This is a genomic window from Pseudomonas sp. IPO3749, from assembly GCF_013386605.1.
Classification (GTDB): Bacteria; Pseudomonadota; Gammaproteobacteria; order Pseudomonadales; family Pseudomonadaceae; genus Aquipseudomonas; species Aquipseudomonas azotoformans_A.
The window spans coordinates 43,424-68,876 of the sequence record NZ_JACARN010000060.1 but is presented as its reverse complement, the minus strand read 5'-3'; the positions used below and the strand labels follow the sequence as shown (position 1 = coordinate 68,876).

Annotated in this window: 23 protein-coding genes; 15 read left to right on the top strand and 8 right to left on the bottom strand. The window is 62.3% G+C overall.

Annotated elements, in window-relative coordinates:
* Positions 1 to 19 precede the first annotated feature (19 nt).
* Positions 20 to 1,078, top strand: coding sequence for a methyl-accepting chemotaxis protein (locus HX812_RS32445; protein ID WP_372849483.1), 1,059 nt, complete (start codon positions 20 to 22; stop codon positions 1,076 to 1,078).
* On the opposite strand, the gene HX812_RS22845 is transcribed toward HX812_RS32445, so the two are convergent.
* Positions 1,075 to 1,806 (bottom strand): GntR family transcriptional regulator, encoded by a 732-nt coding sequence (locus HX812_RS22845; RefSeq protein WP_177076877.1) that lies wholly within the window; start codon positions 1,804 to 1,806, stop codon positions 1,075 to 1,077. The two genes, HX812_RS32445 and HX812_RS22845, sit on opposite strands and share 4 nt — an antisense overlap.
* Positions 1,807 to 1,919: 113 nt before the next feature.
* On the opposite strand from HX812_RS22845, the gene HX812_RS22840 reads away from it, so the two are divergent.
* The 3 genes from HX812_RS22840 (at position 1,920) to HX812_RS22830 (ending at position 6,109) form a co-directional block, all read left to right on the top strand.
* Positions 1,920 to 3,275, top strand: a complete 1,356-nt coding sequence (locus tag HX812_RS22840; RefSeq protein ID WP_038846645.1) for an adenylosuccinate lyase family protein — start codon at positions 1,920 to 1,922, stop codon at positions 3,273 to 3,275.
* 128 nt (positions 3,276 to 3,403) lie between these two features.
* Entirely contained in the window at positions 3,404 to 4,708 is a 1,305-nt protein-coding gene (locus tag HX812_RS22835) for a cation:dicarboxylate symporter family transporter (protein WP_033897419.1), read from the top strand.
* Positions 4,709 to 4,720: 12 nt separating this feature from the next.
* The gene (locus HX812_RS22830) at positions 4,721 to 6,109 is read left to right on the top strand and encodes a lyase family protein (protein ID WP_038846646.1); all 1,389 of its coding nucleotides are present in this window, start codon (positions 4,721 to 4,723) and stop codon (positions 6,107 to 6,109) included.
* Here the strand turns inward: HX812_RS22830 and HX812_RS22825 are convergent, their stop codons facing one another.
* The 4 genes from HX812_RS22825 to HX812_RS22810 all read right to left on the bottom strand — a co-directional run bounded on the left by HX812_RS22825 (position 6,110) and on the right by HX812_RS22810 (position 10,257).
* Positions 6,110 to 7,039: an esterase family protein gene (locus HX812_RS22825; protein WP_038846648.1), complete on the bottom strand. Its 930-nt coding sequence runs from the start codon at positions 7,037 to 7,039 to the stop codon at positions 6,110 to 6,112. It lies immediately after the preceding gene.
* 34 nt (positions 7,040 to 7,073) lie between these two features.
* Complete coding sequence (locus tag HX812_RS22820) at positions 7,074 to 8,093, bottom strand: amino acid ABC transporter substrate-binding protein (RefSeq protein WP_038846649.1); 1,020 nt, start codon at positions 8,091 to 8,093, stop codon at positions 7,074 to 7,076.
* Positions 8,090 to 9,268: a cystathionine beta-lyase gene (locus tag HX812_RS22815; protein ID WP_038846650.1), complete on the bottom strand. Its 1,179-nt coding sequence runs from the start codon at positions 9,266 to 9,268 to the stop codon at positions 8,090 to 8,092. The genes HX812_RS22820 and HX812_RS22815 overlap by 4 nt, the downstream gene beginning before the upstream one ends.
* Before the next feature lie 77 nt (positions 9,269 to 9,345).
* Positions 9,346 to 10,257: an arginase family protein gene (locus HX812_RS22810; protein ID WP_038846652.1), complete on the bottom strand. Its 912-nt coding sequence runs from the start codon at positions 10,255 to 10,257 to the stop codon at positions 9,346 to 9,348.
* Positions 10,258 to 10,756: 499 nt separating this feature from the next.
* Here HX812_RS22810 and HX812_RS22805 point away from each other — a divergent pair, with 499 nt between their 5' ends.
* The 4 genes from HX812_RS22805 to HX812_RS22790 all read left to right on the top strand — a co-directional run bounded on the left by HX812_RS22805 (position 10,757) and on the right by HX812_RS22790 (position 16,412).
* Positions 10,757 to 12,160 (top strand): NAD(P)/FAD-dependent oxidoreductase, encoded by a 1,404-nt coding sequence (locus tag HX812_RS22805; protein ID WP_038846653.1) that lies wholly within the window; start codon positions 10,757 to 10,759, stop codon positions 12,158 to 12,160.
* The gene (locus HX812_RS22800; RefSeq protein WP_050572436.1) at positions 12,150 to 13,412 is read left to right on the top strand and encodes an NAD(P)/FAD-dependent oxidoreductase; all 1,263 of its coding nucleotides are present in this window, start codon (positions 12,150 to 12,152) and stop codon (positions 13,410 to 13,412) included. The genes HX812_RS22805 and HX812_RS22800 overlap by 11 nt, the downstream gene beginning before the upstream one ends.
* Complete coding sequence (locus HX812_RS22795; protein WP_038846655.1) at positions 13,409 to 14,824, top strand: glycerol kinase; 1,416 nt, start codon at positions 13,409 to 13,411, stop codon at positions 14,822 to 14,824. Before HX812_RS22800 ends, HX812_RS22795 begins: the two co-directional genes overlap by 4 nt.
* A gap of 112 nt (positions 14,825 to 14,936) precedes the next feature.
* Positions 14,937 to 16,412 (top strand): amino acid permease, encoded by a 1,476-nt coding sequence (locus tag HX812_RS22790; protein WP_038846657.1) that lies wholly within the window; start codon positions 14,937 to 14,939, stop codon positions 16,410 to 16,412.
* On the opposite strand, the gene HX812_RS22785 is transcribed toward HX812_RS22790, so the two are convergent.
* Positions 16,413 to 17,192 (bottom strand): DeoR/GlpR family DNA-binding transcription regulator, encoded by a 780-nt coding sequence (locus HX812_RS22785; RefSeq protein WP_038846658.1) that lies wholly within the window; start codon positions 17,190 to 17,192, stop codon positions 16,413 to 16,415. It abuts the gene before it with no gap.
* Between the two features lie 111 nt (positions 17,193 to 17,303).
* Here HX812_RS22785 and HX812_RS22780 point away from each other — a divergent pair, with 111 nt between their 5' ends.
* A complete protein-coding gene (locus HX812_RS22780) occupies positions 17,304 to 17,666 on the top strand; it encodes a DUF1937 family protein (protein WP_038846659.1) in 363 nt (120 codons plus the stop codon).
* Positions 17,667 to 17,725: 59 nt separating this feature from the next.
* On the opposite strand, the gene HX812_RS22775 is transcribed toward HX812_RS22780, so the two are convergent.
* A complete protein-coding gene (locus HX812_RS22775; RefSeq protein WP_177128173.1) occupies positions 17,726 to 18,892 on the bottom strand; it encodes a hypothetical protein in 1,167 nt (388 codons plus the stop codon).
* Positions 18,893 to 18,983: 91 nt separating this feature from the next.
* A complete protein-coding gene (locus tag HX812_RS22770; RefSeq protein ID WP_038846661.1) occupies positions 18,984 to 19,814 on the bottom strand; it encodes an IclR family transcriptional regulator in 831 nt (276 codons plus the stop codon).
* Positions 19,815 to 20,056: 242 nt separating this feature from the next.
* Between HX812_RS22770 and HX812_RS22765 the strand changes: the two genes are divergently transcribed.
* From HX812_RS22765 to HX812_RS22740, 6 genes are read left to right on the top strand one after another with little or no spacing between them, the layout of a single operon-like run.
* Positions 20,057 to 21,085 carry an ABC transporter ATP-binding protein gene (locus HX812_RS22765; RefSeq protein WP_038846662.1) on the top strand — a complete coding sequence of 343 codons (1,029 nt, stop codon included), beginning with the start codon at positions 20,057 to 20,059 and terminating at the stop codon, positions 21,083 to 21,085.
* Positions 21,082 to 21,927 (top strand): ABC transporter permease, encoded by an 846-nt coding sequence (locus HX812_RS22760; protein WP_038846665.1) that lies wholly within the window; start codon positions 21,082 to 21,084, stop codon positions 21,925 to 21,927. Before HX812_RS22765 ends, HX812_RS22760 begins: the two co-directional genes overlap by 4 nt.
* 4 nt (positions 21,928 to 21,931) lie before the next feature.
* Positions 21,932 to 22,726, top strand: a complete 795-nt coding sequence (locus HX812_RS22755; protein ID WP_028619822.1) for an ABC transporter permease — start codon at positions 21,932 to 21,934, stop codon at positions 22,724 to 22,726.
* Entirely contained in the window at positions 22,726 to 23,016 is a 291-nt protein-coding gene (locus HX812_RS22750; protein ID WP_038846668.1) for a (2Fe-2S)-binding protein, read from the top strand. Before HX812_RS22755 ends, HX812_RS22750 begins: the two co-directional genes overlap by 1 nt.
* Complete coding sequence (locus HX812_RS22745) at positions 23,013 to 24,356, top strand: NAD(P)/FAD-dependent oxidoreductase (RefSeq protein WP_038846669.1); 1,344 nt, start codon at positions 23,013 to 23,015, stop codon at positions 24,354 to 24,356. The genes HX812_RS22750 and HX812_RS22745 overlap by 4 nt, the downstream gene beginning before the upstream one ends.
* Complete coding sequence (locus HX812_RS22740) at positions 24,353 to 25,450, top strand: FAD-binding oxidoreductase (RefSeq protein ID WP_038846671.1); 1,098 nt, start codon at positions 24,353 to 24,355, stop codon at positions 25,448 to 25,450. The genes HX812_RS22745 and HX812_RS22740 overlap by 4 nt, the downstream gene beginning before the upstream one ends.
* Positions 25,451 to 25,453 lie beyond the last annotated feature (3 nt).

Here is a 25,453-nt window from a genome sequence, read left to right as displayed (position 1 = left end):
CAGTAACTTTGCCGTGCTGATGCTGCTGGCCAGCGCCGTCGCGATCCTCTTGAGCGTGCTGGTTTCCCTGTTGATCATCCGCAAGGTCAAGGCCACCCTTGGCGCCGAGCCGGAAGAAGTCGCCGAGGCGATCCGTCGCCTGGCCAATGGCGACTTGAACCAGCCTATCGAAACCCGCTACCCCGACAGCGTGATGGGTATTTTGAAAAACGCCCTGGCGCGCCTGGGCGACACCATCACCGAAGTACGCTCGGCAGCCCAAGCCCTGCGTCACGCTTCGGTCACCCTGTTGTCCGTAGCCAGCGACAACCGTCAGCAGATCACCCTGCAAACCAGCGAAGCCCAGCACGTAGCGGCTGCAATTACGCAAATGGCGGCCTCGGTCAGCGAGGTCTCGGGCTACGCGTCCGCTGCGTCCAAGGCGACTATTTTGGCAGACGCAGAAGTCGACAGTGGCCACCGCCTGGTCGGCGAAGTAAGCGTGGCTATCGAAGAACTCGCGACCATCCTCGACCAGGCCACCAGCCGGGTCAACCAAGTGTCCAGCGACAGTGAAAGCATCGAAACCGTGATCGAAGTGATCAACGCCATCGCCGCCCAAACCAACCTGCTGGCACTCAACGCGGCCATCGAAGCGGCGCGGGCCGGTGAACATGGCCGTGGTTTTGCGGTGGTGGCCGATGAAGTGCGCTCGCTGGCGACACGCACCCAGGAATCGACCCAGGAGATCCGCGACATGATCGGCAAGCTGCAAAGCGGCACCCAGGACGCCGCCGATATCATGCAACGCAGCCGCAGCCTGGCCCAGGTCACCGTGGCGCAGACCCGCGATTCACAGGTGGCCCTGGGCAAGATCAGCCAGGAAGTGGGTGCGATCAATGCGATGAACGCGCAGATCGCCAGTGCTTCGGTGCAGCAAAGCGCGGCGGCGGAAGAAGTTGCGCAGAATGTCACACGCATCCATAGCTCCACCGTGCAATCGGCGGCGGGCTCGGAGCAGGTGGAGCATTCCAATCACGAACTGGCGGAGCTGGCAGATCGCTTGAGTACCAAGGTGGCGTTTTTCAACGTGGCCTAACGTTTGTCGCGCTTCATCTGCATGGTCAGGGTAAAACGGTCTGCGGGGTAGACCGTTTCCGACACCGCGATCACCCCGCCAGCCTCGTCGCGATACTGGCGGATGATATTGAGCCCCAACGCGCCGCCCTGCGCCTTGAGGCTGGCGGCCAACTCAGCTGACAGCTGCACCGGCCGCACCTGTTGGTCCACCACATCGATATGCCGCGAGAACGCCTTGCCGATCAACGCGGCGATCAGTTCATCCGGGTGCTTGCGCGCTTCGGGAATTACCTCGGCATAGGTCTGCTCGGCGTACACATCGGTCCAGCACAACGGTGCGTTGCCGGCGCTGGCATCGACCTTGATGCTCGACACGCAGAAGTAATGCCCGCCCGGTTCCAGCCCCAGGCGCCGTGCCAACGCGATATCAGCGACGAACTCGCGAACGTCCTGGATATCGCGGATATGAGTTTCGGCCACCTGCACCAGGTCGGCCACCGACGCCATCGCCTGGGAATACCCGCCCTGGGGTGAGGCGGCTTCGACCCGCGTGCCCACGCGCTTGCGCCGCGAGACCATGCCCTGCCCCTGCAACTGATCGATGGCCGCGCGCACGGTGTGCCGGCTCACCGCGTACAGCGAGCAGAGTTCGAACTCGGTCGGCAACAACGACCCTACCGGGTAATGGCCGCTGCCAATCTGATCGATCAAGTCCTTGGCAACCGCCGCATAACGCCTCTGGCTCACGCTTTCCATTTTTACCCTCGTTGTCGAGTTGACAGTGTATCAGCACAGGCGTAATCATAATGTACGGACATATTAAATATGTATGGTTTAAAAATAACAATTAGGATTTTCCCATGTCGAGCACCGTTTTTGATTCCGCCCTGTTCCGTGACATGTTCGGCACCGCCGAAATGCGCGGTGTGTTTTCCGATAAAGCCCTGATCGAACGCTACATCGAAGTGGAAGTCGCCCTGGCCCGCGCCGAAGCCCGTTGCGGCGTGATCCCAAACGAGGCCGCCGAGCAGATCGCCACGCTATCGAAATACGAGGCCCTGGACCTGGCGCTGATGCAACACGAGACCGAGATCGTGGGTTACCCGATCCTGCCGTTGGTGGAGCAACTGTCGAAGATCTGCGGTGAAGCCGGCCGCTATGTGCACTGGGGCGCCACCACCCAAGACATCATGGACACCGCCGTGGTCCTGCAGGTCCGCGCTGCGCTGGCCATCGTCGAGCGGGATATCCAGGCCGTACGCGGCTTGCTCGCCGGCCTGGCCGAGCGCTATCGCGACACACCGATGGCGGGCCGCACCCACTTGCAACACGCGCTGCCGATCACCTTCGGCTACAAGTGCGCGGTGTGGTTGAGCATGTTCGATCGCCACGCCGAGCGCCTGGTGGAGCTGCGTCCACGCGTCGAAATCGGCCAGTTCGCCGGGGCCGCCGGCACCCTCGCCTCCCTCGGCGACAAGGGCCTGGAAGTACAGGAAGCCTTGATGGCCGAACTGGGCCTGGGCGTGCCGCAAGCCACCTGGCACGTGGCCCGCGATGGCCTGGCCGAAACCTTGAACTTCCTCGGTCTGGTCACCGGCTCCCTGGGTAAGATCGCCCTCGACATCATGATGATGATGACCAGCGAACTGGGCGAAGTGTACGAACCTTTCGTAAAAGGCCGTGGCGCCAGCAGCACCATGCCGCAGAAGCGCAACCCGATTTCCTGCGAGCTGATGTACGCCGCCGCCAAGGGCGTGCGCCAACACGCCGGGCTGATGCTCGATGCGATGATCCAGGACTTCGAACGCTCCACCGGCCCGTGGCAGGCGGAGTGGATCGCCATCCCCGAAGCCTTCGCCCTCAGCGCCGCGTCCCTCGGCCAGGCGACCTTCATGCTCGCCGGCCTGGAAGTGCGCCCCGAACGCATGCGCAAGAACCTCGACATGACCCAGGGCCTGATCGTCGCCGAAGCCGTGATGATGGGCCTCGCCCCGGCCCTCGGCCGCCAGGTCGCCCACGATGTGGTCTACGCCGCGTGCCGCATGGCCAATGACCAGGGCACCAGCCTGCTCGACGCTCTCCTCGCCCAGGGCGAAGCCACCGCGCAACTGGACCTGGCCGAACTGCAACGCCTGACCGACCCGGCCAACTACCTGGGGCTGGCGCCACAGATGGTCGATATCGCGCTGGCGCGCCCAGGCTCAGTCAAACGCTGATCTTTAGGGCACATCGGGTTTTTGTAGTGAGCGGGCTTGCCCCGCGCGAGGCAAGCTCGCTCACCACAAAAGCCAGGCTCCTGACACATCGTTTAAACACAGCCAATAACAACAATGAGATCACAGACATGTCATCCACCCCCGCAAAAAAACCGCTCTACAAGGACCTGACTTTCCAGGTCGTCGCCGCCATGTTCCTCGGGATCGCCTTCGGCTTTCTCGCCCCGGAACTGGCCGCCAGTTTCAAGATCCTCGGCGATATCTTCCTCAAGCTGATCAAGACCGCTGTCGCGCCGCTGGTGTTTTTCACCGTGGTCCACGGCATCGCTTCGGCCGGTGATATCAAACGCGTCGGCAAGGTCGGCCTGCGTGCGTTGATCTACTTTGAGGTGGTGTCCACCATCGCCCTGGCCATCGGTCTGCTGTGGGGCAACCTGTTGCAGATCGGCTCCGGCATGCACGACGCGCACCCGAGCAGTGCCGCCGCTGCCGCCGCCAGTGCTGCGGTTGCCAAGGGCCATGCGCCCGCGTCGACCATGGACTTCATCTACGGCATCTTCCCGGACAATTTCGTCGGTGCCTTCGCCGGTGGCCAACTGTTACAGGTGCTGGTGATCTCGGTGTTGTTCGGTTTCGCCCTGCTGGCCTTGAAGCCCGAGCGCCGTGAAGTGATCGAAGACGGCCTGAACCGCATCTCCGAATGCTTCTTCGAGTTCATCAACCTGATCATGAAGTTCGCGCCCCTGGGGGCCTTCGGTTCGGTGGCGTATGCCGTGGGCAGCAATGGCACCGCGGTGCTGATGTCCCTGGCCAACCTGGTGTTGATGTTCTACGTCGGCATTGCGTTCTTTATCTTTGTGGTGCTGGGCGCGGTGTGCCGGTTGAGCGGCTTCAGCCTGTGGCGCTTCCTCACCTACATCAAGGATGAAATCTTCATCGTGCTCGGCACCGCATCGTCGGAAAGCGCCCTGCCGCGTCTGCTGCAAAAGCTCGAAAAATTCGGCTGCTCCAAGCAGAGCGTCGGCCTGGTGTTGCCCACCGGCTACGCGTTCAACCTCGACGGCACATCGATCTACATGTCGCTGTGCGTGCTGTTTATCGCCAACGCCTACGGCGTGCCGCTGAGCTGGGAGCAACAGCTGGGCATCATCGCGATCATGCTGGTGACCTCCAAGGGCGCGGCGGCGGTGTCGGGTGGCAGCTTCGTGGTGTTTGCCGCAACCGTCACTGCTATCGGCGTGCTGCCGGCAGAAGGGCTGGCGCTGCTGTTTGGCGTGTACCGTTTCATGTCCATGGCGATTGCCACCTGCAACACCATCGGCAACAGCGTGGCGACGGTGGTGGTGTCCAAGTGGTCTGGCGAGTTCTCCCAGCAGACCGCCCAGGATGAATATCAACGCGTGCTCGGCCGTGCTGCCGGCGCGGCGCTTTAACGGAGCCTGGTGATGACTGCTCTGCGAATCGAACATGACGCGTTCGGCCCGGTGTCGATCCCGGCCGACCGTTACTGGGGCGCACAGACCCAACGAGCACTGGAGGTGTTCGGCAGCAAACAGCCGTTCACCGCCAGCCTGATCCGCGCCTTTGGCCAACAGAAACGCGCGTGTGCCCGCGCCAATGCACGGCTCGGCGCGCTGGCCCCGAGCCTGGCACACGCGATCGAACTGGCGGCGCAGGCCTTGGCCAACGGCGACCTTGACCTGCACTTCCCGCTGTCGGTCTGGCAGACCGGTTCCGGCACCCAGACCAACATGAACGCCAACGAAGTCATCGCCAACCACGCCAACCTCGCGCTTGGCGGTGAACTGGGCAGCAAGTCGCCGGTACATCCCAATGACCATGTGAACCGCTCGCAATCGTCCAACGACAGTTTCCCCACGGTGATGCATTTGACCACGGTGCTGGAACTGCGCGGTCGCCTACTGCCTGCTTTGGGCCATCTGCGCGATGGACTCAACGCCAAGGCACAGGCCTGGCAGGACGTGCTGAAAATCGGCCGCACCCACCTGATGGATGCGGTGCCGATGAGCCAGGGCCAGGCCTTTGGTGCGTTTGCCCAGCAGATCCAGCATGGCATCGCGCGAATCGAAGCCTGCCTGCCGCGCCTGCGCCTGCTGCCCCAGGGCGGCACGGCGGTGGGCACCGGGTTGAACACACCGGTCGGTTTTGACCTGGCGTTTTGCGAAGAAATCAGCCGACTCACCGGCGAACCCTTCGAAACCAACCCCTGCAAATTCGAAGGCATGGGCACCCACGATGCCCTGGTCGAAGCCTCCGGGGCGCTGAATGTACTGGCTGTTTCCTTGACCAAGATTGCCAATGACATCCGCCTGCTCGGTTCGGGTCCGCGTTGCGGCCTGGGTGAATTGATCGTGCCGGACGATGGCCTGACCTCCTCGATCATGCCCGGAAAACGCAACCCGACCATCGCCGAAGTGCTGGTGCAGGCGGCGATGCAGGTGATGGGTAATCACACCACCATTACCCTGGCGGGCGCTTCCAGTACCTTCGAATTGAACGTGGCCAAGCCGGTGCTGATCCACAACCTGCTGCACTCGATCGAGGTCCTCAGCGACTGCGTCAGCCTGTTCACCCACAAGCTGCTGAGCGGCCTGGAGCTGAACCGCCCACAGTTGGCGCGCAATGTGGAGCATTCGTTGTTGATGGCGACGGTACTGAACCCGCTGTTGGGTTACGACCGCGTGGCGCAAATCACCCGCAAGGCGGCGGATGAAGGCTTGTCACCCAAGGAGGCGGCGGTGCAGTTGGGGCTGATCAGCGCCGCAGAGTATGACCAACGGGTGCGGCCGGAAAGCATGATCAGCCCCGGCTGATCACTGCACGCTACGTTCCTGGAAGTTCAACCCGACAAACCTCAATAAAGGCTCGGAACCCGGCGCCCAGAAATCGTAATTGTGCGCACCGGGCCGGGCCAGGAACTGGTGCGCCACGCCAAGTTTGTTGAACTCCAGGTGCAGCAACACATTGCCAAGGAAGAACGGGTCGTTGGTGCCCTCGTCAAGGTAGTACTTGGTTTTCTTGATGTCGGCCACCGGCGTGCTCTTGACCAGGTCCAGCACGTTTTTGTGGCGGTATTGCGCATTGAGCCTTTGTTCGCCAACCAACCCCTCGCCCCAGGCATGCCCATAGCGGCGCTCGTAACCGGCCGCATCCATCTGGGTGATCTGCTCGTCGGTGCGTACCGCAGCGCTCATCACCGCGACCGCACTGAACAGGTCGGGGTACTTGAAGGCATACATCAACGAGGCAAACCCGCCCATGGACAACCCGCCGATAGCACGGAAGCGCTTGTCATCGAGGATGCGGTACTGCTTCTGCATGGCCGGGATAAATTCCTGGATGAACATCGTCTCCCACTGGAATTTGCCGTCCGCATCGTTCATGAAATACGTGGCGTATTTGTTCTCGGGGTTACGCAAGCCATCGGGGGTGATGACGATCATCGCCGGGATCGCCCCTTCGTTGATCAGGCGGTCGAGCACGGCGCCGAGGTTGTCCTGCACGAACCAGTCGTTGTAACGCCCATCGTCACCGCCGTGCATCATATACAGCACCGGGTACGAACGGGCTGAGTGGCCGTAGTCGGGCGGCAGGTAGATCGTGTATTTGACGGCCTGCCCAAGGGTTTTGCTCGTGATCGACTGGGTGTCATCGACGCGGCCGGTGTCGGCGTTCGCCACCAGGCTGGTCATCGCCAGGGTAGCGAGCAGGACCAGGGCGTGGCTAAGGGTTTTCAGAAGCATCGAGTTGGCTCCATCAGTATGGTCAAAGGATAGATCAGCGCACCGGCGGTGCGTATTGAATGCCACCGTGGTTCCACAGGTTGTTCAGGCCACGGTCGATCGCCAATGGCGTGTCCGGGCCGAACGCACGGGTAAACACTTCGCCGTAGTTGCCCACCTGCTTGACGATCTGCACCACCCAGTCCTTCGGCAGCTTGAGGTCATTGCCATAGACGCCGTCGGCGCCCAGCAAACGCGCCACATCCGGGTTCTTGGTGGCGTTGGCCTCAGCCTCGACATTCGCCGAAGTGATCCCCGCCTCTTCCGCGTTGAGCATCGCGAACAACGTCCAGCGCACAATGCTGAACCACTCATCATCACCGCGACGCACCGAAGGCCCCAGCGGCTCCTTGGAAATCGTCTCCGGCAGAATCACGAAGTCGGACGGCGTGGTCATCTGGCTGCGTTGGGCGTTGAGCTGGGATTTGTCGGCGGTGATCACATCGCAGCGCCCGGCCTGCAAGGCCTTGGCGGTTTCTTCGGAGGTGTCGAAGGTGATGGGCGTGTATTTGAGGCCGTGACTGCGGAAGAAGTCCGAAGCGTTCATCTCCGTGGTGGTGCCAGCCTGGATGCAGAGCGAGGCGCCGTCCAACTGTTGAGCGGTACTCACACCGAGCTTTTTATTGACCATGAACCCGGCACCGTCGTAGTAGGTGACGCCGGTGAACACCAGGCCCATGCCCGCATCGCGGGAACTGGTCCAGGTGGTGCTGCGCGAGAGGATGTCAATCTCCCCCGACTGCAGCGCGGCCAGGCGCTCTTTACCGTTGGTGGGGGTGAACCGCACTTTGTTGGCGTCGCCAAACACGGCGGCGGCAACCGCGTGGCAGAAGTCCACGTCCAGGCCTTGCTGCTTGCCGTTTTTATCCGGCACCGAAAACCCCGGGATGCCATCGGACACCCCACATTGGATAAAGCCTTTCTTGTGGATCGCATCCAGGGTCGCACCGGCATGGGCCAGGTGGCTGACACCGAGTACCGCACCCGCAATCATCAAGCGCTGCAAGGTTTTCATTGGCCATCTCCACGGTGTTTGTCTGGGGAAAACGCTTGTTCAAGGTCGGCGATCAAGTCGTCGACGTGTTCCAGGCCGATGTTGAAACGCACCAGTCGGTCGCCGTACTGGCGCTCATCGCGGTTGAGGTTGAAATGCGGCGCCACCAGACTGGTCACGCCGCCCCAGCTGTAGCCGATATGGAACAGGCTCAGCCGATCGATGAAATCCAGCAGCGCTTCACCGGATAACTCCGGATTGAACACCACTGAAAACACACTGGTGGAACCGCTGAAATCACGCCGCCACAGTTCATGACCGGGGCAATCAGGCAATGCCGGGTGCAACACCTTGTCCACTTCCGGCCGGCCCTTGAGCCATTGCGCAACCTGCAAGGTCGCAGTTTGCAGATGGGCCAGGCGCACCCACAACGTCTGTAAACCGCGTAGTGCCAGGCTGCAATCGTCGGGCGACACCGCCATCCCCAGCAACGAGCGTGCGAGGCCCAACGCCTGGTAGTGATCGGCGTTGCGGCTGGAAACCGAACCGAGCAGCACATCGCTGTGGCCGCCGATGTACTTGGTCAGGGCCTGGATCGACACGTCCACGCCGTGGGCGAAGGCATCGAAAAACACCCCACTGGCATAGGTATTGTCCAACGCCAGCAGCACACCGGACGCGTGGGCAACCGCCGCGATGGCGGGCACGTCCTGGATTTCCATGGTCGCCGAGCCGGGGCTCTCGCACCAGATCAGGCGGGTATTGGGCCGGATCAGGCTGGCGATGCCGGAACCGAGCGTGGGGTCATAGGTCTGGACGCTGATGCCAAGCTTGCCCAGCAGGTCCCGGGCCAGGTCATTGTTGGGGCCGTAGGCGCTTTGGGGCACCAACACATGGTCGCCCGCAGCGCAAAAAGCGAAGTACACCAGGGCTATCGCCGCCTGACCGCCGGGCGTGATGAAGCAATGCTCGGCGCCTTCCAGTTCGGCCACGCGCGCGGCCAGCTCGAGGCTGGTGGGCGTGCCGTGCAGGCCGTAGGCGTAAGGCACGCGTTCGGGGCACCAGTCGTCACGCACCGCGCGGGCACTGTCGAACAGTGTGGTGGAGCCACGGTAAGTGGCGGTGGCCAGCGAGCGGAAGCCAGCCGGCGCCCGAGGGCGAGGGTCGAGTGCAGTGGTTTGTCGATGTCGGGGCATGGGGATACCTCCACGTCCAGGTGGTAGGAAAAATCAGAGAATGAAGTGGCACGGCGTACCGGCCACTTCAGCGACATTTAGCCGACCTGGCGTTGACCGAACGGAGCCAAGGCGCGCGCGATGGTGCCGGCCAGGCCGCGACCGCTCAGGTGGCCGGGGTCCATGTCGGGGTTGTAGATGGTGAACTGGATGCCGATGGCCTGGGGCGACTGCATGGCGGTGCGCAACGTGGTGGCCAGGTCGTCCCAGGAGAAACCGTCGGGTTGCGGGTGATCGCAGGCCCACATGATGCCTTGGTCGAGTACGTCCACATCCACGTGAATCCAGAAACCTTCCGGGCCGTCGACGCGCGTCAGGTGCGCCACGGCCTCTTCGGCTGCCGTCTCGGTGCCGAGGATGCGCACTTCGTTGCGGTTGTACGCCAGCAGGTCTTCCGGAATCGGCTGGCAGCGGTTGCGCGCCTGGATCGCTCCATCGCGATAGCCGAACAGCACCACATCGTCATCACGCAGCAACGGGCGGCGCCCTTCGATATCCGCTACCACCGCCGGGCCTCGGCCGGTAGCGTAGCCAAGGTCGCTGGCGGAAGCGGCGCCGGAGATCGGGTTCTTTTCGGCTTCGTAGAAGTCGGCGTGACCATCCAGGTAAAACAGTCCGAAACGGCCACGACGACGCAGCCCCAACAGCGTCCCCAGCAGGATCGAGCAGTCACCGCCGATCACCACCGGGAACTCGCCCTTGTCCAGTACCTCACCAACCTTGTTGGCCAGGCTGATGGAATATTCATTGATGGCATGGGGGTTCATGATATGGGTTTGCGGGTCGCGCTCTTCTCGCCACGGTGGCGACTCCACCCGACCGGCATGCCGCGCACCCAACCGCTCAGCCAGACCTGCCTTGAGCAAGGCCTCGGGCATGCGGGCCACGCCCAGGTGAGTGGGGATATGCCCGAGCACGGACGGGGCTTCAATGATTGCGAAGTTACGCATGGAACATCCTCTCTGGATTCTCTCGGGTTCAACTGCAGGGCGGCTGTTTTTTCTTCGTGCCGCTACCCCCTGGTCATCGCAGGGAGTGCGCCAGTGTTGGATTTAAATGTTGTTATTGGTTTTTATCCCGCGCTATCGGTCATTCATCAGAGCTTATTTGACCGAATTAACGTTATTCAAATAACAACGTTCAATCGATAGTTGGACGAACAATTAGTCTTATTCGAATAACCACTAAGTAAACGCCTCACTTGAGTGCACTTGTAACGTTGAATTGCCCCACTGTGTCGCAAAGTAGCAAACAACTAAAACCCAGCAAACCGCACACAAAACCAATGAAAACCAATGTTTTATGGCATTAAGCAGCCCACTATCCGTTGTATGACCGACTTGATGCCCCTTAAAACAACATTTCCACACCCAGAACCTCGACTGGCACAGTCACTGCTCCCTGTTCGGTATGTGATTCACGTTACCGACACAAGGATCAAGCCTCTCAATGAACCCTTCAATTGCCCACCCCGCCGATGTTTACGATGTCGCCATCATTGGCGCCGGCGTCGTCGGCTGCGCCATGGCCCGACGCTTCACCCTGGAAGGCGCAAGGGTGCTGTTGCTGGAAAAAGGCACGGACATTCTTTCCGGTGCCAGCAAAGGTAATAGCGCCATCTTGCACACTGGCTTCGATGCACCACCCGCAAGTGTGGAACTGGCCTGCATGCAGGCCGGCTACCAGGAGTACCTGGCGATCCAAGCGCAGATGAACCTGCCGCTGCTCAAGACCGGCGCCATGGTGGTGGCCTGGAATCAAGATGACCTGGCCAAGCTCGATGGCATCCTGCAGCAGGCGCATGCCAACGGGGTAAGTGATGCGCGCTTAATAGCCGCCGATGAAATCCATCGTGCAGAGCCGCACTTGGCGAAGGGGTTGCTGGGCGCGGTCTACGTACCGGGGGAATACCTGATCGATCCCTGGTCGGCGCCACTCGGCTACCTGCAACAAGCCCTTGTCCATGGCGCCACGGTGCTCACCGCCACGGAGGTCGACGCCGGGCATTTCGACGGTCAGGCGTGGCGGTTATCCACGTCTCGTGGCACCTTCAACGCGACGACCGTGATCAACTGCGCCGGCCTGTTTGGTGATCGGCTGGAGCAGCGTTTGCTGGGTGACAGCCACTTCAGCATCCACCCGCGCAAAGGCCAGTTCGTGGTGTTCGACAAGGCTGCCGCCGCCTTGCTCGGCAACATCATCCTGCCGGTGCCCAACGAGCGTACCAAGGGCATCGTGATAACCCGTACGGTGTTCGGCAACCTGCTGGTCGGCCCAACCGCCGAAGAACAGGATGACCGCGTGCATGCCGGGCTCAGCCACGAGGTGTTGAGCCAGTTGATCGACGCCGCCGTGGCGCGCATTCCGGCGCTCGACGGCATGCCAGTGACCGCCACCTACGCAGCCCTGCGCCCGGCCAGCGAGAAAAAGGACTATCGCATTCGGGAGGTGCCCGAGCAGCACTGGATCACCGTGGGCGGCATCCGCTCCACTGGGCTGACGGCGGCACTGGGCATCGCCCGGCACGTGTTCAATCTCTACCGCCAGCGGGTACAGCACCGACCTGTCCCTTATCCGAGTTGGCCGCATATGCCCAACCTCGCCGAGCACCTGCCCCGCGATTATCAGCAGCCCGGTGCTGAAATCGTCTGCCATTGTGAATGGGTGACGGCGCGGGAAATCCAGGCCGCTTTCGACAGCCCCCTGCCCCCTGGCGACCTGGGTGGGCTCAAGCGCCGGACCCGCGTGTGCATGGGTCGATGCCAGGGTTTCTACTGCGGTGCCCGCGTGGCCGAATTGAGCGCCGGGCACTTGGCGTTGCCATTGGCCACGGGAGCTGCCCATGAAGCCTGAATACGTGGAGGTGGCCATCATCGGCAGCGGCCCGGCCGGGTTGTCAGCGGCCATCGAATTGCGGCGCCAGGGCGTCAAACAGGTGGTGGTGATCGAGCGCGAAAGCCTGCCCGGCGGCGTGCCCCGCCATTGCGGCCACCCGCCGTTCGGCTTTCGCGAGTATGGCCGGATCTACTCCGGCCCGGACTACGCCCGTCGCAACGTGGCCGAGGCCGTTGCGGCCGGGGTTGAACTGCGCCTGGGCCACACCGTGACGCACCTGGGCGAAAGCGGCCAACTGCGCCTGGTCAGCAGCGCCGGCATCGTCACCCTCAACGCCAAGCGTGTGTTGCTGGCCACCGGCGTGCGTGAAAACCCGCGTTCGGCACGCTTGATCGGCGGCGACCGGCCACTGGGGGTGATCAATACCGGCGCCCTGCAAGCCTACCTGTACCTGCACCACCTCAAGCCTTTCGAACGCCCGCTGATTGTTGGTACCGAACTGGTCAGCCTGTCGTCGATCCTCAGTTGCCGTCGCGCCGGTATCCAGCCGGTGGCCATGATCGAGTCCAACTGGCGCGCCACCGCGCGCTGGCCGCTGTCGCTGTTCCCACGGCTGTGCGGCGTGCCCCTGCATTACGGTGCCGAGCTGCTGGAAATCCACGGCACTGGCCGGGTCGAAGCGGCCAGCATACGCCTGGCGAATGGGCAGGTGCAGCGCTTGGAGTGCGATGGCGTGCTGCTCACCGGCAACTTCCTGCCCGAAGCCAGCCTGGTGCGCCAGGGCCATCTGCTATTGGACGCCAACAGTCAGGGCCCGGTGATCGACCAGTACGGCCGCTGCTCGGACCCGGCCTACTTCGCCGCCGGTAACCTGCTGCGCCCGGTGGAAACCGCCGGTTGGTCCTATCGCGAAGGCGCACGGATCGCGCGCCTGCTGGCCAAGGACCTGCGCGGTGAAATCCCCGCCGCCCACCACGCCCTGACAATCAATTGCCGGGGTCCACTGAAGCTCTGCGTACCGCAACGTTTTGCGCCCACCGGCGTCGCGGGCCTGGAGCACTTGCAACTGCGTGTCAGCAAAGCCTGCGAAGGCGCGCTGACGGTATATGCCGACGGGCTACCGATCTGGAGCAAAACACTGGCCTGCCTGCCAGAGCGACGTCTGCTGATTCCGATTGCCGCCCTGAAACTCAACGCCCGTATCCAGCAACTTGATGTCGACGTTGTCGGCCACGCACACACCCCGCCGAGCCAAGGAGAGACCCCATGAGAATTGCCGCCCTCGACCAAGGCACCACCAGCACCCGCGTGCTGGTGGTCAGCGATGACGGCTCGGCCGATATCCAGCTCGCCTTGCGCCACCAGCAACATCATCCGCAGCCGGGTTGGGTCGAACACGACCCGCTGGAACTGCTGGCCAACCTGCAACGTTGCCTGGAGTCCACCGGACGCGTCGACGCCATCGGCCTGGCCAACCAGGGCGAAAGCTGCCTGGCCTGGGACGCACTCACCGGCAAGCCGCTGTCGCCGGTGATCGTCTGGCAAGACAACCGCACCGGCCCGGCCATTGAAAAACTGCGTGCCGAAGGCGGTGAAGGCCTGACCCTCGCTCGCGCGGGACTCCCCCTGGACCCGTACTTTTCCGCCAGCAAGTTGAGCTGGATGGTGAACAACCTGCCTGCCGCCCAACAGGCCCACAAGGCCGGACGCCTGCGCCTAGGCACCAGCGACGCGTGGTTTCTCGACCGCCTCACCGGGGTGTTTGCCACCGATGTCACCACCGCTTCGCGCACCTCATTGATGAACCTGGCCACCGGACAATGGGACCCTGAGCTGTGTGAACTGTTTGGGGTGCCTATCGAAACCCTGCCGCCGATTCTCGACACCGTCGGCCACTTTGGAGAGGTCGGCGCCACGCCCATCACCGCGTCGGTGGTGGATCAACAAGCCTCGTTGTACGGACACGGTTGCCGTGACAAGGGCGACGCGAAGATCACCTTCGGCACCGGCGCCTTTGCCCTGACCTTGACCGGCGACCAGATCATCCGTGCCCCTGACAAAGGCCTGCTCGCCACCATCGCCTGGCAGATCGACGGCAAACCGGTGTACGCCATGGACGGTGGTGTCTATGACGCCAGCGCCGCCGTGGAATGGGCCGGGCGCCTGGGGCTGTTCAGTGATTTTTCGGAACTCGCCAGCTTTGACCAGCCTCCCGCCATTGCCCGCCAGTTGGCGTTCGTGCCGGCTTTGTCCGGCCTAGCCTGCCCGCATTGGGACCGCAGCGCGGCGGCTTTGTGGGTCGGTATGCACGGCGGCACCACGCGCCAGGACATGTGCCAGGCGGTACTGGAAGGCGTGGCCTTGCGCAGCGTCGAGGTGATCAGCGCCATGGACCAGTTCCTCAGTGTCACCGACCGCTTGTCCATCGACGGCGGCCTGGCGCGCAGCCCGTATTTCGCGCAGTTCCTCGCCGACGCCTTACAACGCTGCATCGTCACCCAGCGCTTCGACGAACTCACCGCGTTTGGCTGTGCGGCGCTGGCCGCGCGAGGGCTGGGCAGCACCCTGGTAGCGCCGCGCAATACCTGCACCGAGTTTCACCCCAGGGTCAGCGCGGCCACTGCGCGTGCATGGAGGGACACCTTCAGCGACGCAGTGAGCCGCTGCCGCACCTGGCGATAAACAGCCTCCCGCCAGGGAGGTGCACCACCCCGTTGAGCCTCAGGTTTCGCTGGTTGTTCCCACAACCCGTGCGCCGAGCCTTGTCCTTGGCTTTTTTGAAGGAGACATTCCCATGTCTGACACCCTATCGAGTCCGCACACCGTTTTACCCGATAAAGGCGCCGAGAGCGGTACTGGCTACAAGGAACAGTTCGAACGTTCCCTGGGCAAGTTCGAATCCTTTGCCGTGGCGTTTTCGTTTATCTCGATCACCACCGGGTTGTTTTCCACCTACGGTTCGGTGCTGGTCTCCAGCGGCCCCATCGGCATGTGGACCTGGCCCATCGCAACCCTCGGCACACTGCTGGTTGCCCTGGTGTTCGGCCTGTTGGCGAGCAAGATCCCGTTGTCCGGCTTCAGTTACCAGTGGGCCAGTCGACTGGTCAACCCTGTGCTCGGCTGGTGGTTTGGCTGGATGAGTTTTGCATTTATCGCCGTGGTGCTGCTGGCCGTGGATTATGGGCTGGCCCAGGTGGCGCTGTTTCCGTTGCTGGGGCTTGAGTACTCCCCCGCCGCCGGAGCCATCACCACGGTGGTGGTGCTGTTCATCCAGATGCTGCTGATTATCTGGTCGACACCGATCCTGACCAAGATCAACAATATGGCGGTGGGCGCGGAAGTCATCGCGATGATCGGCCTGATCGTCGGCATCGGCGTGGCCGTGACTTTTTTCGGCAAGGGCAATGCTTCCAACCTGCTGTCCACCGGCATTGCACCTACCGAACATTACTACGGCTGGCTGGGCCCGTTCATGCTGTCGGGGCTGCTCGGCGCCTTCACGCTGGTGGGCTGGGAAGCCGCCGCCAACTTGGCTGAAGAAACCCTCAACCCCAAGCAGGTGGTGCCACGTGCCATGGTGCATGCGGTGCTGGCCAGCGGAGTGATGGGCACACTGTTCCTGATGGTGATCGGTATGGGCCTGGGTGATCAGGTGGCAGAATTGAGCAAGAGCTCGGCGCCGGTGGCCGATGTGATCCGCATCACCCTCGGTGAAACCCTGAGCAAGATCATCCTGGTGGTGGTCTGCGTGGCGATCTTCGCCTGCGGCCTGGTGATCATGACCAGCAACAGCCGCCTGGTACACGCCATGGCACGTGACGGGCGCCTGCCGTTCTCCGAAGCCTTGAGCTACGTGCCGCGCCCCACCGGCGGCCCGCTGTGGGCAACCATCGTCGCAGCGCTGATCCCGATGATTATCGTGCTGAGCTTCTATAGCGACCCGGACGCCCTCACGCAGATCCTCGGCGCCGCCACCCTGCTGCCGGCCCTGCTCTACAGCGCCACCGTGCTGCTGTACATCGGCACACGCCACAAGCAAGTGCACCACTCCGATGACTTCACCCTCGGCAAATGGGAATGGCTGGTGGTCGCGGGCGCTTGCCTGTGGCTGTTTGTAGAGCTGTGCGTGTTCATCATTCCGGCGGAATTTCGCGTGGCGCAGATGTACGTACTGGGACTGGTCGCCGTGGGTGCGCTGGTGTTTGCCTGCGTGTGGATCACCCGCCGCAAGCAGCTGGAGCAAATGCCACCGATCCAGCATTACTTGTAGTCACCACTCCGTTTTCGGGCTGATCGGCGCTTCATGTACCTCGACATTCGCCCGGGCCAGGGCACTGCCCAACTCCCCCACCGGCTTGCGATCGATGATCAAGCGATCGATACGCTCCAGGGGGAACACCTGGAACAACGCGCTGCGCCCGAGCTTGGACGAGTCGGCGATCACCGTAAGGTAGCGCGCGCGGGCAATCATCGCGCGGGCGATCTCGGCCTCTTCGATGGAGAAGTCAAACGCGCCGTCCACGCTCAGGGCACCGATGGTGACCACCGCGTGTTCGGCGTTGAATCGGGCGATCTGCTCCAGTGCCAACGGGCCGCTGTTCTGGTTCGATTCGGGGCGGTACTCGCCGCCGATCATGAACACCCGATTGCCGCTGGCGCCGATGCTGTCGGCGATCTGCAGGGAGTTGGTGATCACGGTGATGCGGTTCAGGCGCGCCAGTTCGCGGGCGAAAAACAAGGTGGTGGTGCCGGTGTCGATCAGCACGCTGTCCCCTGGCGAATACAGCCCGGCAGCGTAACGCGCGACGGCGCGTTTCTCCTGGGAGAACTCGTTCATGCGGGTCTGGAACGCGTTCTCGTGTTCACCCCGTGGGGGCAACGAAGCGCCACCGTGAAATTTGGTGACCTGGCCGCTTTCGGCCAGGTCGGCCAGGTCACGGCGAATGGTTTCCTGGGAGGCGTTGAGGGTCCGCGCCAGTTCGTCTACGGAGATGCGTTCACGTTGGCGCAGCAGTTCGAGGATGTGCTGGCGTCGCTCATTGGGGCGCATGGGGGTTTCCATGTTTCATGGTGAGATGCCGTCAAAGCTAAGTTCATTCGGTCACAAACTCAACATAAAAACCACAACTAACCCACCATTAAACAAAGAAAAGAGGTATTTATGCGTAAGATCTTTCTCGCCTGCCCTTACAGCCATACTGATGCGGCGATAGTCGAGGCGCGGTTTATTCAATGCAACAGGGTGGCGGCCAAGATTATCGAAGCAGGCCATTTGGTATTCAGCCAGGTGTCGATGTCCCATCCGATCAATCAGGCGTTTGTGGGTAAGGACAGTGCCGCGATCGGCAAGCTGTGGGCACCGGTGGATGCGGTGTTCATGGAGCTGCTGGAGGAATTGATCGTGCTGGATTTACCGGGGTGGGAATTGAGCGGTGGGATCAAGCGTGAGATGGAGTTTTTCGAGCGCCGAGGGCGGCGCGTCAGTCTATGGTCCGAGGTCGCAGATGTGTTTGTCCCACGGTAACACCGGCCCGAACGCAGACATCACGTAGTGGGCCGGATGGGGGAGCGTTGAAGCCCTGATCAGGCCGATACGCGCCCGTTGTCGAGGATAAAGTTGATGTTATCCATGTCGAAGCGCTTGTCCTCGTAGCCTGGCCCGCCTTGGTTGTTGGTACCGATATCCAGTTCCCGCAGAAGGCCAGGACGGTTGAGAAGCTCAGCGGCAACGTGTCGTGCTTCAGGGCTGAACGTACGATTTGATGGCGTCTGACCAGCCGCTTCCTTCAACTCATTGACGTTGATGTATTGATCGTCCGCGCCAGCGGTAAATTGCCTGAAGTTATCTTTCACGCCTTGAATCAAGTCGTGGTTACTCATGTTTTTGTACTTGTCCGAGGAATAGGCCAGGTTTTCCCTGGAGAAGGCACCGTCGAACACGCCCATGCTGCTCTGGTCGAGTTCCTTGAACACTTCACCCCGCTCAAGCAGCTCATTGGCCAGGTCTTTTTCGGCTTGGGTGGCCGGCTGGCCATCCAGTTTGCATCCACTGGCCACCGCATTCAGGGATTTGTCGGTGATCAACCCAGGGGAACTCGGGTCTTCAAATGAACTGAAACGGGCCTGTATCTTGTTGAGAAGCTGCTCCTTGCTGTCGTTCGCGTAAGGACGCTGGCCCGATGCAGACAGGGATGGCTGTTGCCAATCGGCCTGAGGTGAGTAATGGCTTTCCAGGCGCTGGCGCTGCATGCCGCCGCTGTACCGGCCTGGAAACTCACGCATGGGAGGTGCTTCTTGCTGCTCACTTTGATCAATGGTGCGCTCCACATCGCCCATGCTGATCAACCCATCTGTAGAACCTGCGTGGCCGATTGAATCCAGCATCGTGTTTAATTCGGGCCGTTGGAGAATCTCCCTTGCCAAAAACGTCATCCGATCATTGAACGGATTACCGGTCAGCGGGCGATTGGCGACCTGCTGGAGGGTTTGCTGCGTCACAAACCCACTGTCAGCACTCTGGAAGTAATCGAAATTTTTCGCGAAATCCCGCGCAACCTCCGAGTTGGGTACGCGCCAGCCAGCGCTCCCGGAGGACGCTTGGGGCTGCTCGAAACGAGGACTGAAATCACTTCTAAAAGGAGTTTCCTGACGAAGGTTTACATAGGACATGGCAAAGGCCTCAGAGACTGGAATCGATAACTGCCCACCCGAATCGGCTGTGCGGCGGATCAACGTTCCATCTGTGGCCATGAGCAGAAAAACGGTTCCTGCGCGTATTAACGAAGGCCATTCACCCGCAGTCACTTCGGCGCAGTTGAACCCCGCATGGCCGCCATCCGAACTACCCACCAAAAGTCTGCGAAGGCCGGCGCAACGTCGGATCAAACGGATTGATCCTTGGACCAATCGCCGCCGCTTCGCGCTTGAGCAACTCCACCACCATCGGCAACCGGCTCGGCCCCAGCCGATCGCTGATGGTCGCCACACTCAACGCCGCCACTGCATACCCATCGCGATTGAGGATCGGCACCGCCAACCCCGCCATACCTTCCAGCACACCGGTATTGCGTGCCGCATAGCCCAGGTTGCGCACGTTCTCCACTTCCGAGCGCAGCAGCACTTCGTCATACAGGTGGAAGTCCTTGAGCCGTGGCAGGTTGTAGCGGATCACCGTCTCGCGCTCTTCCTCCGGCAAAAACGCCAGGATCGCCAGGCTACCCTGCCCCACGCCCAATGCCACGCGGCCACCGATGTCCCCGGTGAAGGTGCGGATCGGGTACGGGCCTTCGCTGCGGTCCAGGCAGATCGCGTCGAAGCCTGAGCGCGCGAGCAGGAACAGCGAATCGCCCAAGGAAGCACTCAGGCGCAGCATGCTTGGCCGCACCAGGTCACGCAGGTTGCCGGTCTTGCCCGCATTCGCCGCCAGGGCAAAGAACTCCAGGCTCAGGCGATAGCGCTTGCTGCGCGCGTCCTGCTCGACCATGCCTTCGTCCATCAGGCTGCGCAGCAAGCGGTGGGTGGTCGGCTGGGACAGGCCCACCTGTTGCGCGAGCTGAGTGACGCGTTCGCCACCCTCCGGCACGTCGCCGAGGGTACGCAGCAGCGCGAACAGCCGAGACACCCCACCGGAGCCTACTTCTTTGGCGCTTTCATTTCGTTCAGTGGAATCCATAACAACCTATCTCTCAGTAAATTCCGGTGAGTGAATAAATATGAAAATAGTAGTCCGTTCAGTGAAATTCCATCTTCCGCCCATCCTAGTCTTCGTCCTAATCTGCGTCCACAGGGGCGAAATGAACAACTAACGGCAGCCGACTCAAGATCGAGCGCCAACGCACCGGCAACACTTCATTCGCATCTGCCCAAAACAAAAAAGCGCGTTTCGACGCGACTCAAAAAAGGTGGAACGCAGACATGGCATTTCTCCAACTCAACGCCTTGAGCAAACGCTACGGCGCCGTCGATGCGGTGGTCGCCACCGACCTTGCGGTGGAAAAAGGCGAGTTCGTTTCCCTGCTCGGCCCCTCGGGCTGCGGCAAGACCACCACCCTGCAAATGATCGCCGGCTTTGTTGACGTCAGCGGTGGGCAGATCCTGCTCGACGGCCGCGACATCACCCACGCCAAACCCGCCAGCCGTGGCCTGGGCGTGGTGTTCCAGAGCTACGCGTTGTTCCCGCACATGACCGTGCGCGACAACGTTGCCTTCGGCCTGAAGATGCGCAAAGTGCCGGCGGCGCAGATCGCCAGCAAGGTCAAGACCGTATTGGAACTGGTGCGCCTGGCGCCCCACGCTGACCGTTACCCACGCGAGCTGTCCGGCGGCCAGCGCCAACGTGTAGCCCTGGCCCGTGCCCTGGTGATCGAGCCGCCGGTGTTGCTGCTGGATGAACCACTGTCCAACCTCGACGCCAACCTGCGCGAAGAAATGCAGTTCGAAATCCGCCGCATCCAGTGCGCCGTGGGCATCACCACCTTGATGGTCACCCACGACCAGGCCGAGGCGCTGTCCATCAGCGACCGCGTGGTGGTGATGCAGGCCGGGCGCGTGACCCAGATCGACGCGCCGTACAAGCTCTACGAACACCCGCGCACGCGCTTCATCTCGGACTTCGTCGGCAAGGCCAACCTGTTGCCGGGTGACTACGATCAGTTGGGCACTCCACAGGTCCGCCACGAAAGCGGTAACGGCGAACTGACCCTGAGCCTGCGCCCGGAAAAGATCCAACTGGTGGACGCCGGCACCGGCCGACTGCAAGGCAAGGTGCTCGACAGCTACTTTTTTGGCAGCCAATGGCTGTATCGCATCCACACCCAGCTTGGCGAAATCACCGTAGTGCGCAGCAACGACGGCAGCGCGCCCCTCGGTTGCGGAGCAGCGGTGGGCCTGGACTGGCAAGCCAACTTGCTGCGCGTATTGGCGGCGGATGAGGTGCGCGCATGAGCCGCGGCTATCTGTTGTCGTTGCCCGCCCTGGTGCTGTTTGTCGGGCTGCTGATCCTGCCGTTGGGCCTGACGCTGGTGTTGTCGTTCAACGTGTTCGATTACCAGGTGGGCGTAAAGGGCGATGAGTGGACCCTGGCGCATTACCTGTCGCTGTTCAGCGATTCATACTTTTACGAAATCTTCTGGCGCACTTTCTGGATCAGCGCCTTGGTCACCCTGCTCTGCGTGGTGATCGGCGTGCCCGAGGCTTACATCCTTAGCCGCATGGGCACCCCGTGGCGCTCGACCTTCCTGATCCTGATCCTCACGCCGCTGCTGATCTCGGTGGTGGTGCGTGCTTTTGGCTGGAGCCTGCTGCTCGGCGCGGATGGGCTGGTGAACCAAGTCATTCAATTCCTCGGTGGGCGCCCGGTGAAGCTGTTGTACACGCCGTTCGCGGTGATCATCGCCCTGGTGCACGTGATGCTGCCGTTCATGATCATTCCGGTGTGGACCTCCCTGCAGAAACTCGACCCGTCGGCAGAACAAGCGGCGTTGTCCCTCGGCGCCAGCCAGACCACGGTGATGCGCAAGATCGTATTGCCCCAAGTGATGCCCGGCGTGCTGTCCGGCACGCTGATCGTGTTCGGCCTGGCGGCCAGCTCCTTTGCGATCCCCGGCCTGCTCGGCGGACGCCGCCTGAAAATGGTCGCCACCGTGGTGTACGACCAGTACCTCTCGGAACTCAACTGGCCCATGGGCGCGACCATCGCGGTGGTGCTGCTGTTGGTCAATCTACTGATCATGCTGAGCTGGAACCGCATGGTCGAAGGCCGCTACAAAAAGTCCCTGGGGGTTTAAGCGCATGTCCAGAAACGGTCCTTTGGCCCTGGGTTTCCACACCCTGGTGGTGCTGTTCATGATGGCGCCGCTGGTGGTGGTGTGCCTGGTGGCCTTCACCCCGGAAAACACCTTGAGCCTGCCCACCTCGGGCTTCTCGCTGCGTTGGTTCCGTGCGGTGTTCGAGCGCGCGGATTTTATCCAGGCGTTCTACAACAGCCTGATTTTGGCGTTTACCGCTGCGAGCCTGGCCACGTTGATTGCGGTGCCAGCCGCCTTGGCGATCAGTCGCTATCAGTTTCCTGGGCGTAATTTTTTCAGTGCGTTGTTCTTGTCGCCGATCATCATTCCGCACCTGGTGCTTGGCGTGGCGATGCTGCGCCTGTTCGCACTGATGGGCGTGAACGGCAGCTTCACCTGGCTGATGCTCGCGCACGTGGTGATCATCACGCCGTATGTGCTGCGCCTGGTGTTGGCCGCCGCCATCGGCATTGATCGCAGCGCCGAGCAGGCCGCCGAGTCCTTGGGCGCCAGTCGCTTTACGTTGTTTCGCCAGATCACCCTGCCGATGATCCTGCCCGGTGTAGCGGGTGGCTGGTTGCTGGCGTTCATCAACAGTTTCGATGAGGTGACGTTGTCGATCTTCGTCAGCTCGCCGGCGACCCAGACCCTGCCGGTGCGCATGTACGTGTATGCCACCGAGTCCATCGACCCGATGATGGCGGCGGTGTCGGCATTGGTGATTGCACTCACGGCCGCCACCATGATTTTGCTGGACCGGGTCTATGGCCTGGACCGCGTGCTGGTGGGGAAACACTGATGGCTCTGTTCAAACGCCTGGCCGAAACCCAACGCCCTGCCCTCGCCTTCACGCTTGACGGGCAACCGGCCAGCGGTTTGCTCGGTGACACCTTGTTGACCGCCGTGCTGACCTGCGCCGAACACCTGCGTGGCAGTGATTTCAGCGCCGAACCACGGGCCGGTTTCTGCCTGATGGGCGCGTGCCAGGATTGCTGGGTGCGACTTGAAGACGGGCGCCGCGTACGCGCCTGTTCGACGCTATTGGAAGAAGGCCAGGCCATCCGCCGCGAACCGGGGCGCCAGTCATGAAGCCTGTGGTGATTGTGGGCGCAGGCCCGGCCGGGATCAGCGCGGCGCGCACATTACTCGACCATGGCATCAGACCTTGCCTGGTGGATGAAAGCCTGCGCGGTGGCGGGCAGATTTATCGGCGTCAGCCACAGGGATTTCAACGCACCGCCAAGCAGCTTTACGGATTTGAAGCACGCAAGGCCGAGGCCGTGCACCGCACAATCGATGAGCTGGCACCGCTGATCGACTACCGCCCGCAAACCCTGGTGTGGAATGCCGAGGACGGGCGCCTGGATATGCTCAACAACGGCCGCGCAGAAAGCCTCGAGTACGCGCAACTCATCGTTGCCACGGGCGCCACTGACCGCATCCTGCCCGTGCCGGGTTGGACCCTACCGGGCGTGTACAGCCTGGGCGCGGCGCAAATCGCGCTGAAGTACCAGGGCTGCGCCATCGGCGAGCGTGTGGCGTTCTGTGGCAGCGGGCCGTTGCTGTATCTGGTGGCTTACCAGTACGCCAAGGCCGGCGCCAAGGTGGTGGCAGTGCTCGACAGCGCGCCGTTCAGTGCCCAATGCCGTGCATTGCCAGCGCTGCTCGGGCAACCGGCGACCTTGGCCAAAGGCGTGTATTACCGCGCCTGGTTGACGGCCCATGGGATTCCCGTGCACCAGGGCGCCACGCTTGAACAGATCGACGGCGCGCAACGGGTCAGCGGTATTCAATGGGCTCATCAGACCTTGGAATGCGACGCCGTGGCCTTCGCCCATGCCCTGCGCAGCGAGACGCAACTGGCGGACTTGCTTGGCTGTGAGTTCACCTGGAACGCCCTTAACCGCGCGTGGCTGCCACAACGGGACAGCGCCGGACGCAGCAGCGTCAACGGCGTGTACCTGGCGGGCGATGGGGCCGGGATCATGGGTGCGGACGCCGCACAAATGGCCGGTGAACGTGCAGCGCTGGCCGTGCTCGGGGATTTGGGCGTGGCCATCGATCAGCGCCGCCCTGCTGTGCTGGAGCAACAATTGGAGGCCATCCAACGCTTTCGTCATGGTTTGGAAACTGCGTTCCCTTTTCCGGGGAACTGGGCGGCCAGAGCCCCCGATGAATTGATCCTCTGTCGCTGCGAAGAAGTCAGCGTCGGCGACGTGCGCGCGGTGGTGGATGAAGGCCACTGGGAGATCAATCGCGTCAAAGCCCACTGTCGCGTCGGCATGGGCCGCTGCCAAGGCCGGATGTGCGGGTTGGCGGCAGCGGAAATTGTCGCGGAGCGCAGTGGCCGGGCCATCGAACACGTCGGCCGCTTGCGGGGCCAGGCACCGATCAAGCCGCTGCCGTTTGGCGTGGAGGTGCAGCCGTGATTGATGTCATCGTATTGGGCGGCGGGATTGTCGGCGCGTCGGCCGCGCTGATGCTGGCACAGAAAGGTCAGCGGGTGGCGCTGGTGGAACGGGACTTTTGCGGCTCCCATTCCAGCGGCGTCAACTACGGCGGCGTGCGGCGCCAGGGTCGGCCCTTGCACCAGTTGCCACTGTCGCAGCGTGCCCACCAACTGTGGGCAGACTTGCCGGGATTAATCGGTATCGACGGCGAATACGTGCGTTCCGGCCATTTGAAACTGGCGCGCAGTCACGCAGATTTCGGCGCCTTACAAGCGTATGCCGAGCAGACACAAGGATTTGACTTGGGTTTGCAGTTGCTGGATTACGTCGAGCTGCGCGCGCGATTCCCCTGGGTTGGTGACATCGCCGTCGGTGCCTCGCTGTGCCCGGAAGACGGCCACGCCAACCCCCGCCTGGTGTCGCCCGCCTTTGCCCGCGCGGCGAAACAACGCGGCGCTCACCTGTATGAACAGTCGCTGGTCACGTGTATCGAGCATGACGGCCAGGACTTCCAGGTGCACTGCGCCAACGGTCTGCATCTGCAAGCGCCGTGGCTGCTCAATTGCGCCGGGGCGTGGGCCGGGGCGGTGGCCGAACAGTTTGGCGAAGCGGTGCCGATGACCTCGGCACACCCGGCGATGCTGGTCACTGAGCCCTTGCCGGTGGTGATGGACGTGAGCACGGGCGTCGAAGGCGGCGGGATCTATGCGCGACAGGTCGCTCGGGGCAATTGCATCCTCGGCGGTGGTCGCGGCTTTGCCCTCGGCCCGCAACAAGCGCGACCGGGGCAGGCCGCAGTGTTGGAGATCCTGCGCAATGCCGGTGAGCTGTACCCGTTTCTCAAGGGTGCCCAGGCCATCCGCACCTGGAGTGGCACCGAAGGTTATCTTCCCGATCATGAACCGGTGATCGGTCCCAGCAGCACCCAACCCGGCTTGCTCCACGGTTTCGGCTTTGCCGGTGCCGGGTTCCAGCTTGGTCCCGCCGTCGGTGAAGCCCTGGCAGAGATCGTCTGCACCGGGGCCAGCCGCCAACCCATCGAAGCGTTTTCCATCCGTCGTTTCCAAGCCTGAGAG

Coding starts and splice junctions, on each gene's coding strand:
- HX812_RS32445 (WP_372849483.1), top strand. CDS start 20: ATGCTGCTGGCCAGCGCCGTCGCGATCCTCTTGAGCGTGCTGGTTTCC.
- HX812_RS22840 (WP_038846645.1), top strand. CDS start 1,920: ATGTCGAGCACCGTTTTTGATTCCGCCCTGTTCCGTGACATGTTCGGC.
- HX812_RS22835 (WP_033897419.1), top strand. CDS start 3,404: ATGTCATCCACCCCCGCAAAAAAACCGCTCTACAAGGACCTGACTTTC.
- HX812_RS22830 (WP_038846646.1), top strand. CDS start 4,721: ATGACTGCTCTGCGAATCGAACATGACGCGTTCGGCCCGGTGTCGATC.
- HX812_RS22825 (WP_038846648.1), bottom strand. CDS start 7,039: ATGCTTCTGAAAACCCTTAGCCACGCCCTGGTCCTGCTCGCTACCCTG.
- HX812_RS22820 (WP_038846649.1), bottom strand. CDS start 8,093: ATGAAAACCTTGCAGCGCTTGATGATTGCGGGTGCGGTACTCGGTGTC.
- HX812_RS22815 (WP_038846650.1), bottom strand. CDS start 9,268: ATGCCCCGACATCGACAAACCACTGCACTCGACCCTCGCCCTCGGGCG.
- HX812_RS22810 (WP_038846652.1), bottom strand. CDS start 10,257: ATGCGTAACTTCGCAATCATTGAAGCCCCGTCCGTGCTCGGGCATATC.
- HX812_RS22805 (WP_038846653.1), top strand. CDS start 10,757: ATGAACCCTTCAATTGCCCACCCCGCCGATGTTTACGATGTCGCCATC.
- HX812_RS22800 (WP_050572436.1), top strand. CDS start 12,150: ATGAAGCCTGAATACGTGGAGGTGGCCATCATCGGCAGCGGCCCGGCC.
- HX812_RS22795 (WP_038846655.1), top strand. CDS start 13,409: ATGAGAATTGCCGCCCTCGACCAAGGCACCACCAGCACCCGCGTGCTG.
- HX812_RS22790 (WP_038846657.1), top strand. CDS start 14,937: ATGTCTGACACCCTATCGAGTCCGCACACCGTTTTACCCGATAAAGGC.
- HX812_RS22785 (WP_038846658.1), bottom strand. CDS start 17,192: ATGCGCCCCAATGAGCGACGCCAGCACATCCTCGAACTGCTGCGCCAA.
- HX812_RS22780 (WP_038846659.1), top strand. CDS start 17,304: ATGCGTAAGATCTTTCTCGCCTGCCCTTACAGCCATACTGATGCGGCG.
- HX812_RS22775 (WP_177128173.1), bottom strand. CDS start 18,892: ATGGCCACAGATGGAACGTTGATCCGCCGCACAGCCGATTCGGGTGGG.
- HX812_RS22770 (WP_038846661.1), bottom strand. CDS start 19,814: ATGGATTCCACTGAACGAAATGAAAGCGCCAAAGAAGTAGGCTCCGGT.
- HX812_RS22765 (WP_038846662.1), top strand. CDS start 20,057: ATGGCATTTCTCCAACTCAACGCCTTGAGCAAACGCTACGGCGCCGTC.
- HX812_RS22760 (WP_038846665.1), top strand. CDS start 21,082: ATGAGCCGCGGCTATCTGTTGTCGTTGCCCGCCCTGGTGCTGTTTGTC.
- HX812_RS22755 (WP_028619822.1), top strand. CDS start 21,932: ATGTCCAGAAACGGTCCTTTGGCCCTGGGTTTCCACACCCTGGTGGTG.
- HX812_RS22750 (WP_038846668.1), top strand. CDS start 22,726: ATGGCTCTGTTCAAACGCCTGGCCGAAACCCAACGCCCTGCCCTCGCC.
- HX812_RS22745 (WP_038846669.1), top strand. CDS start 23,013: ATGAAGCCTGTGGTGATTGTGGGCGCAGGCCCGGCCGGGATCAGCGCG.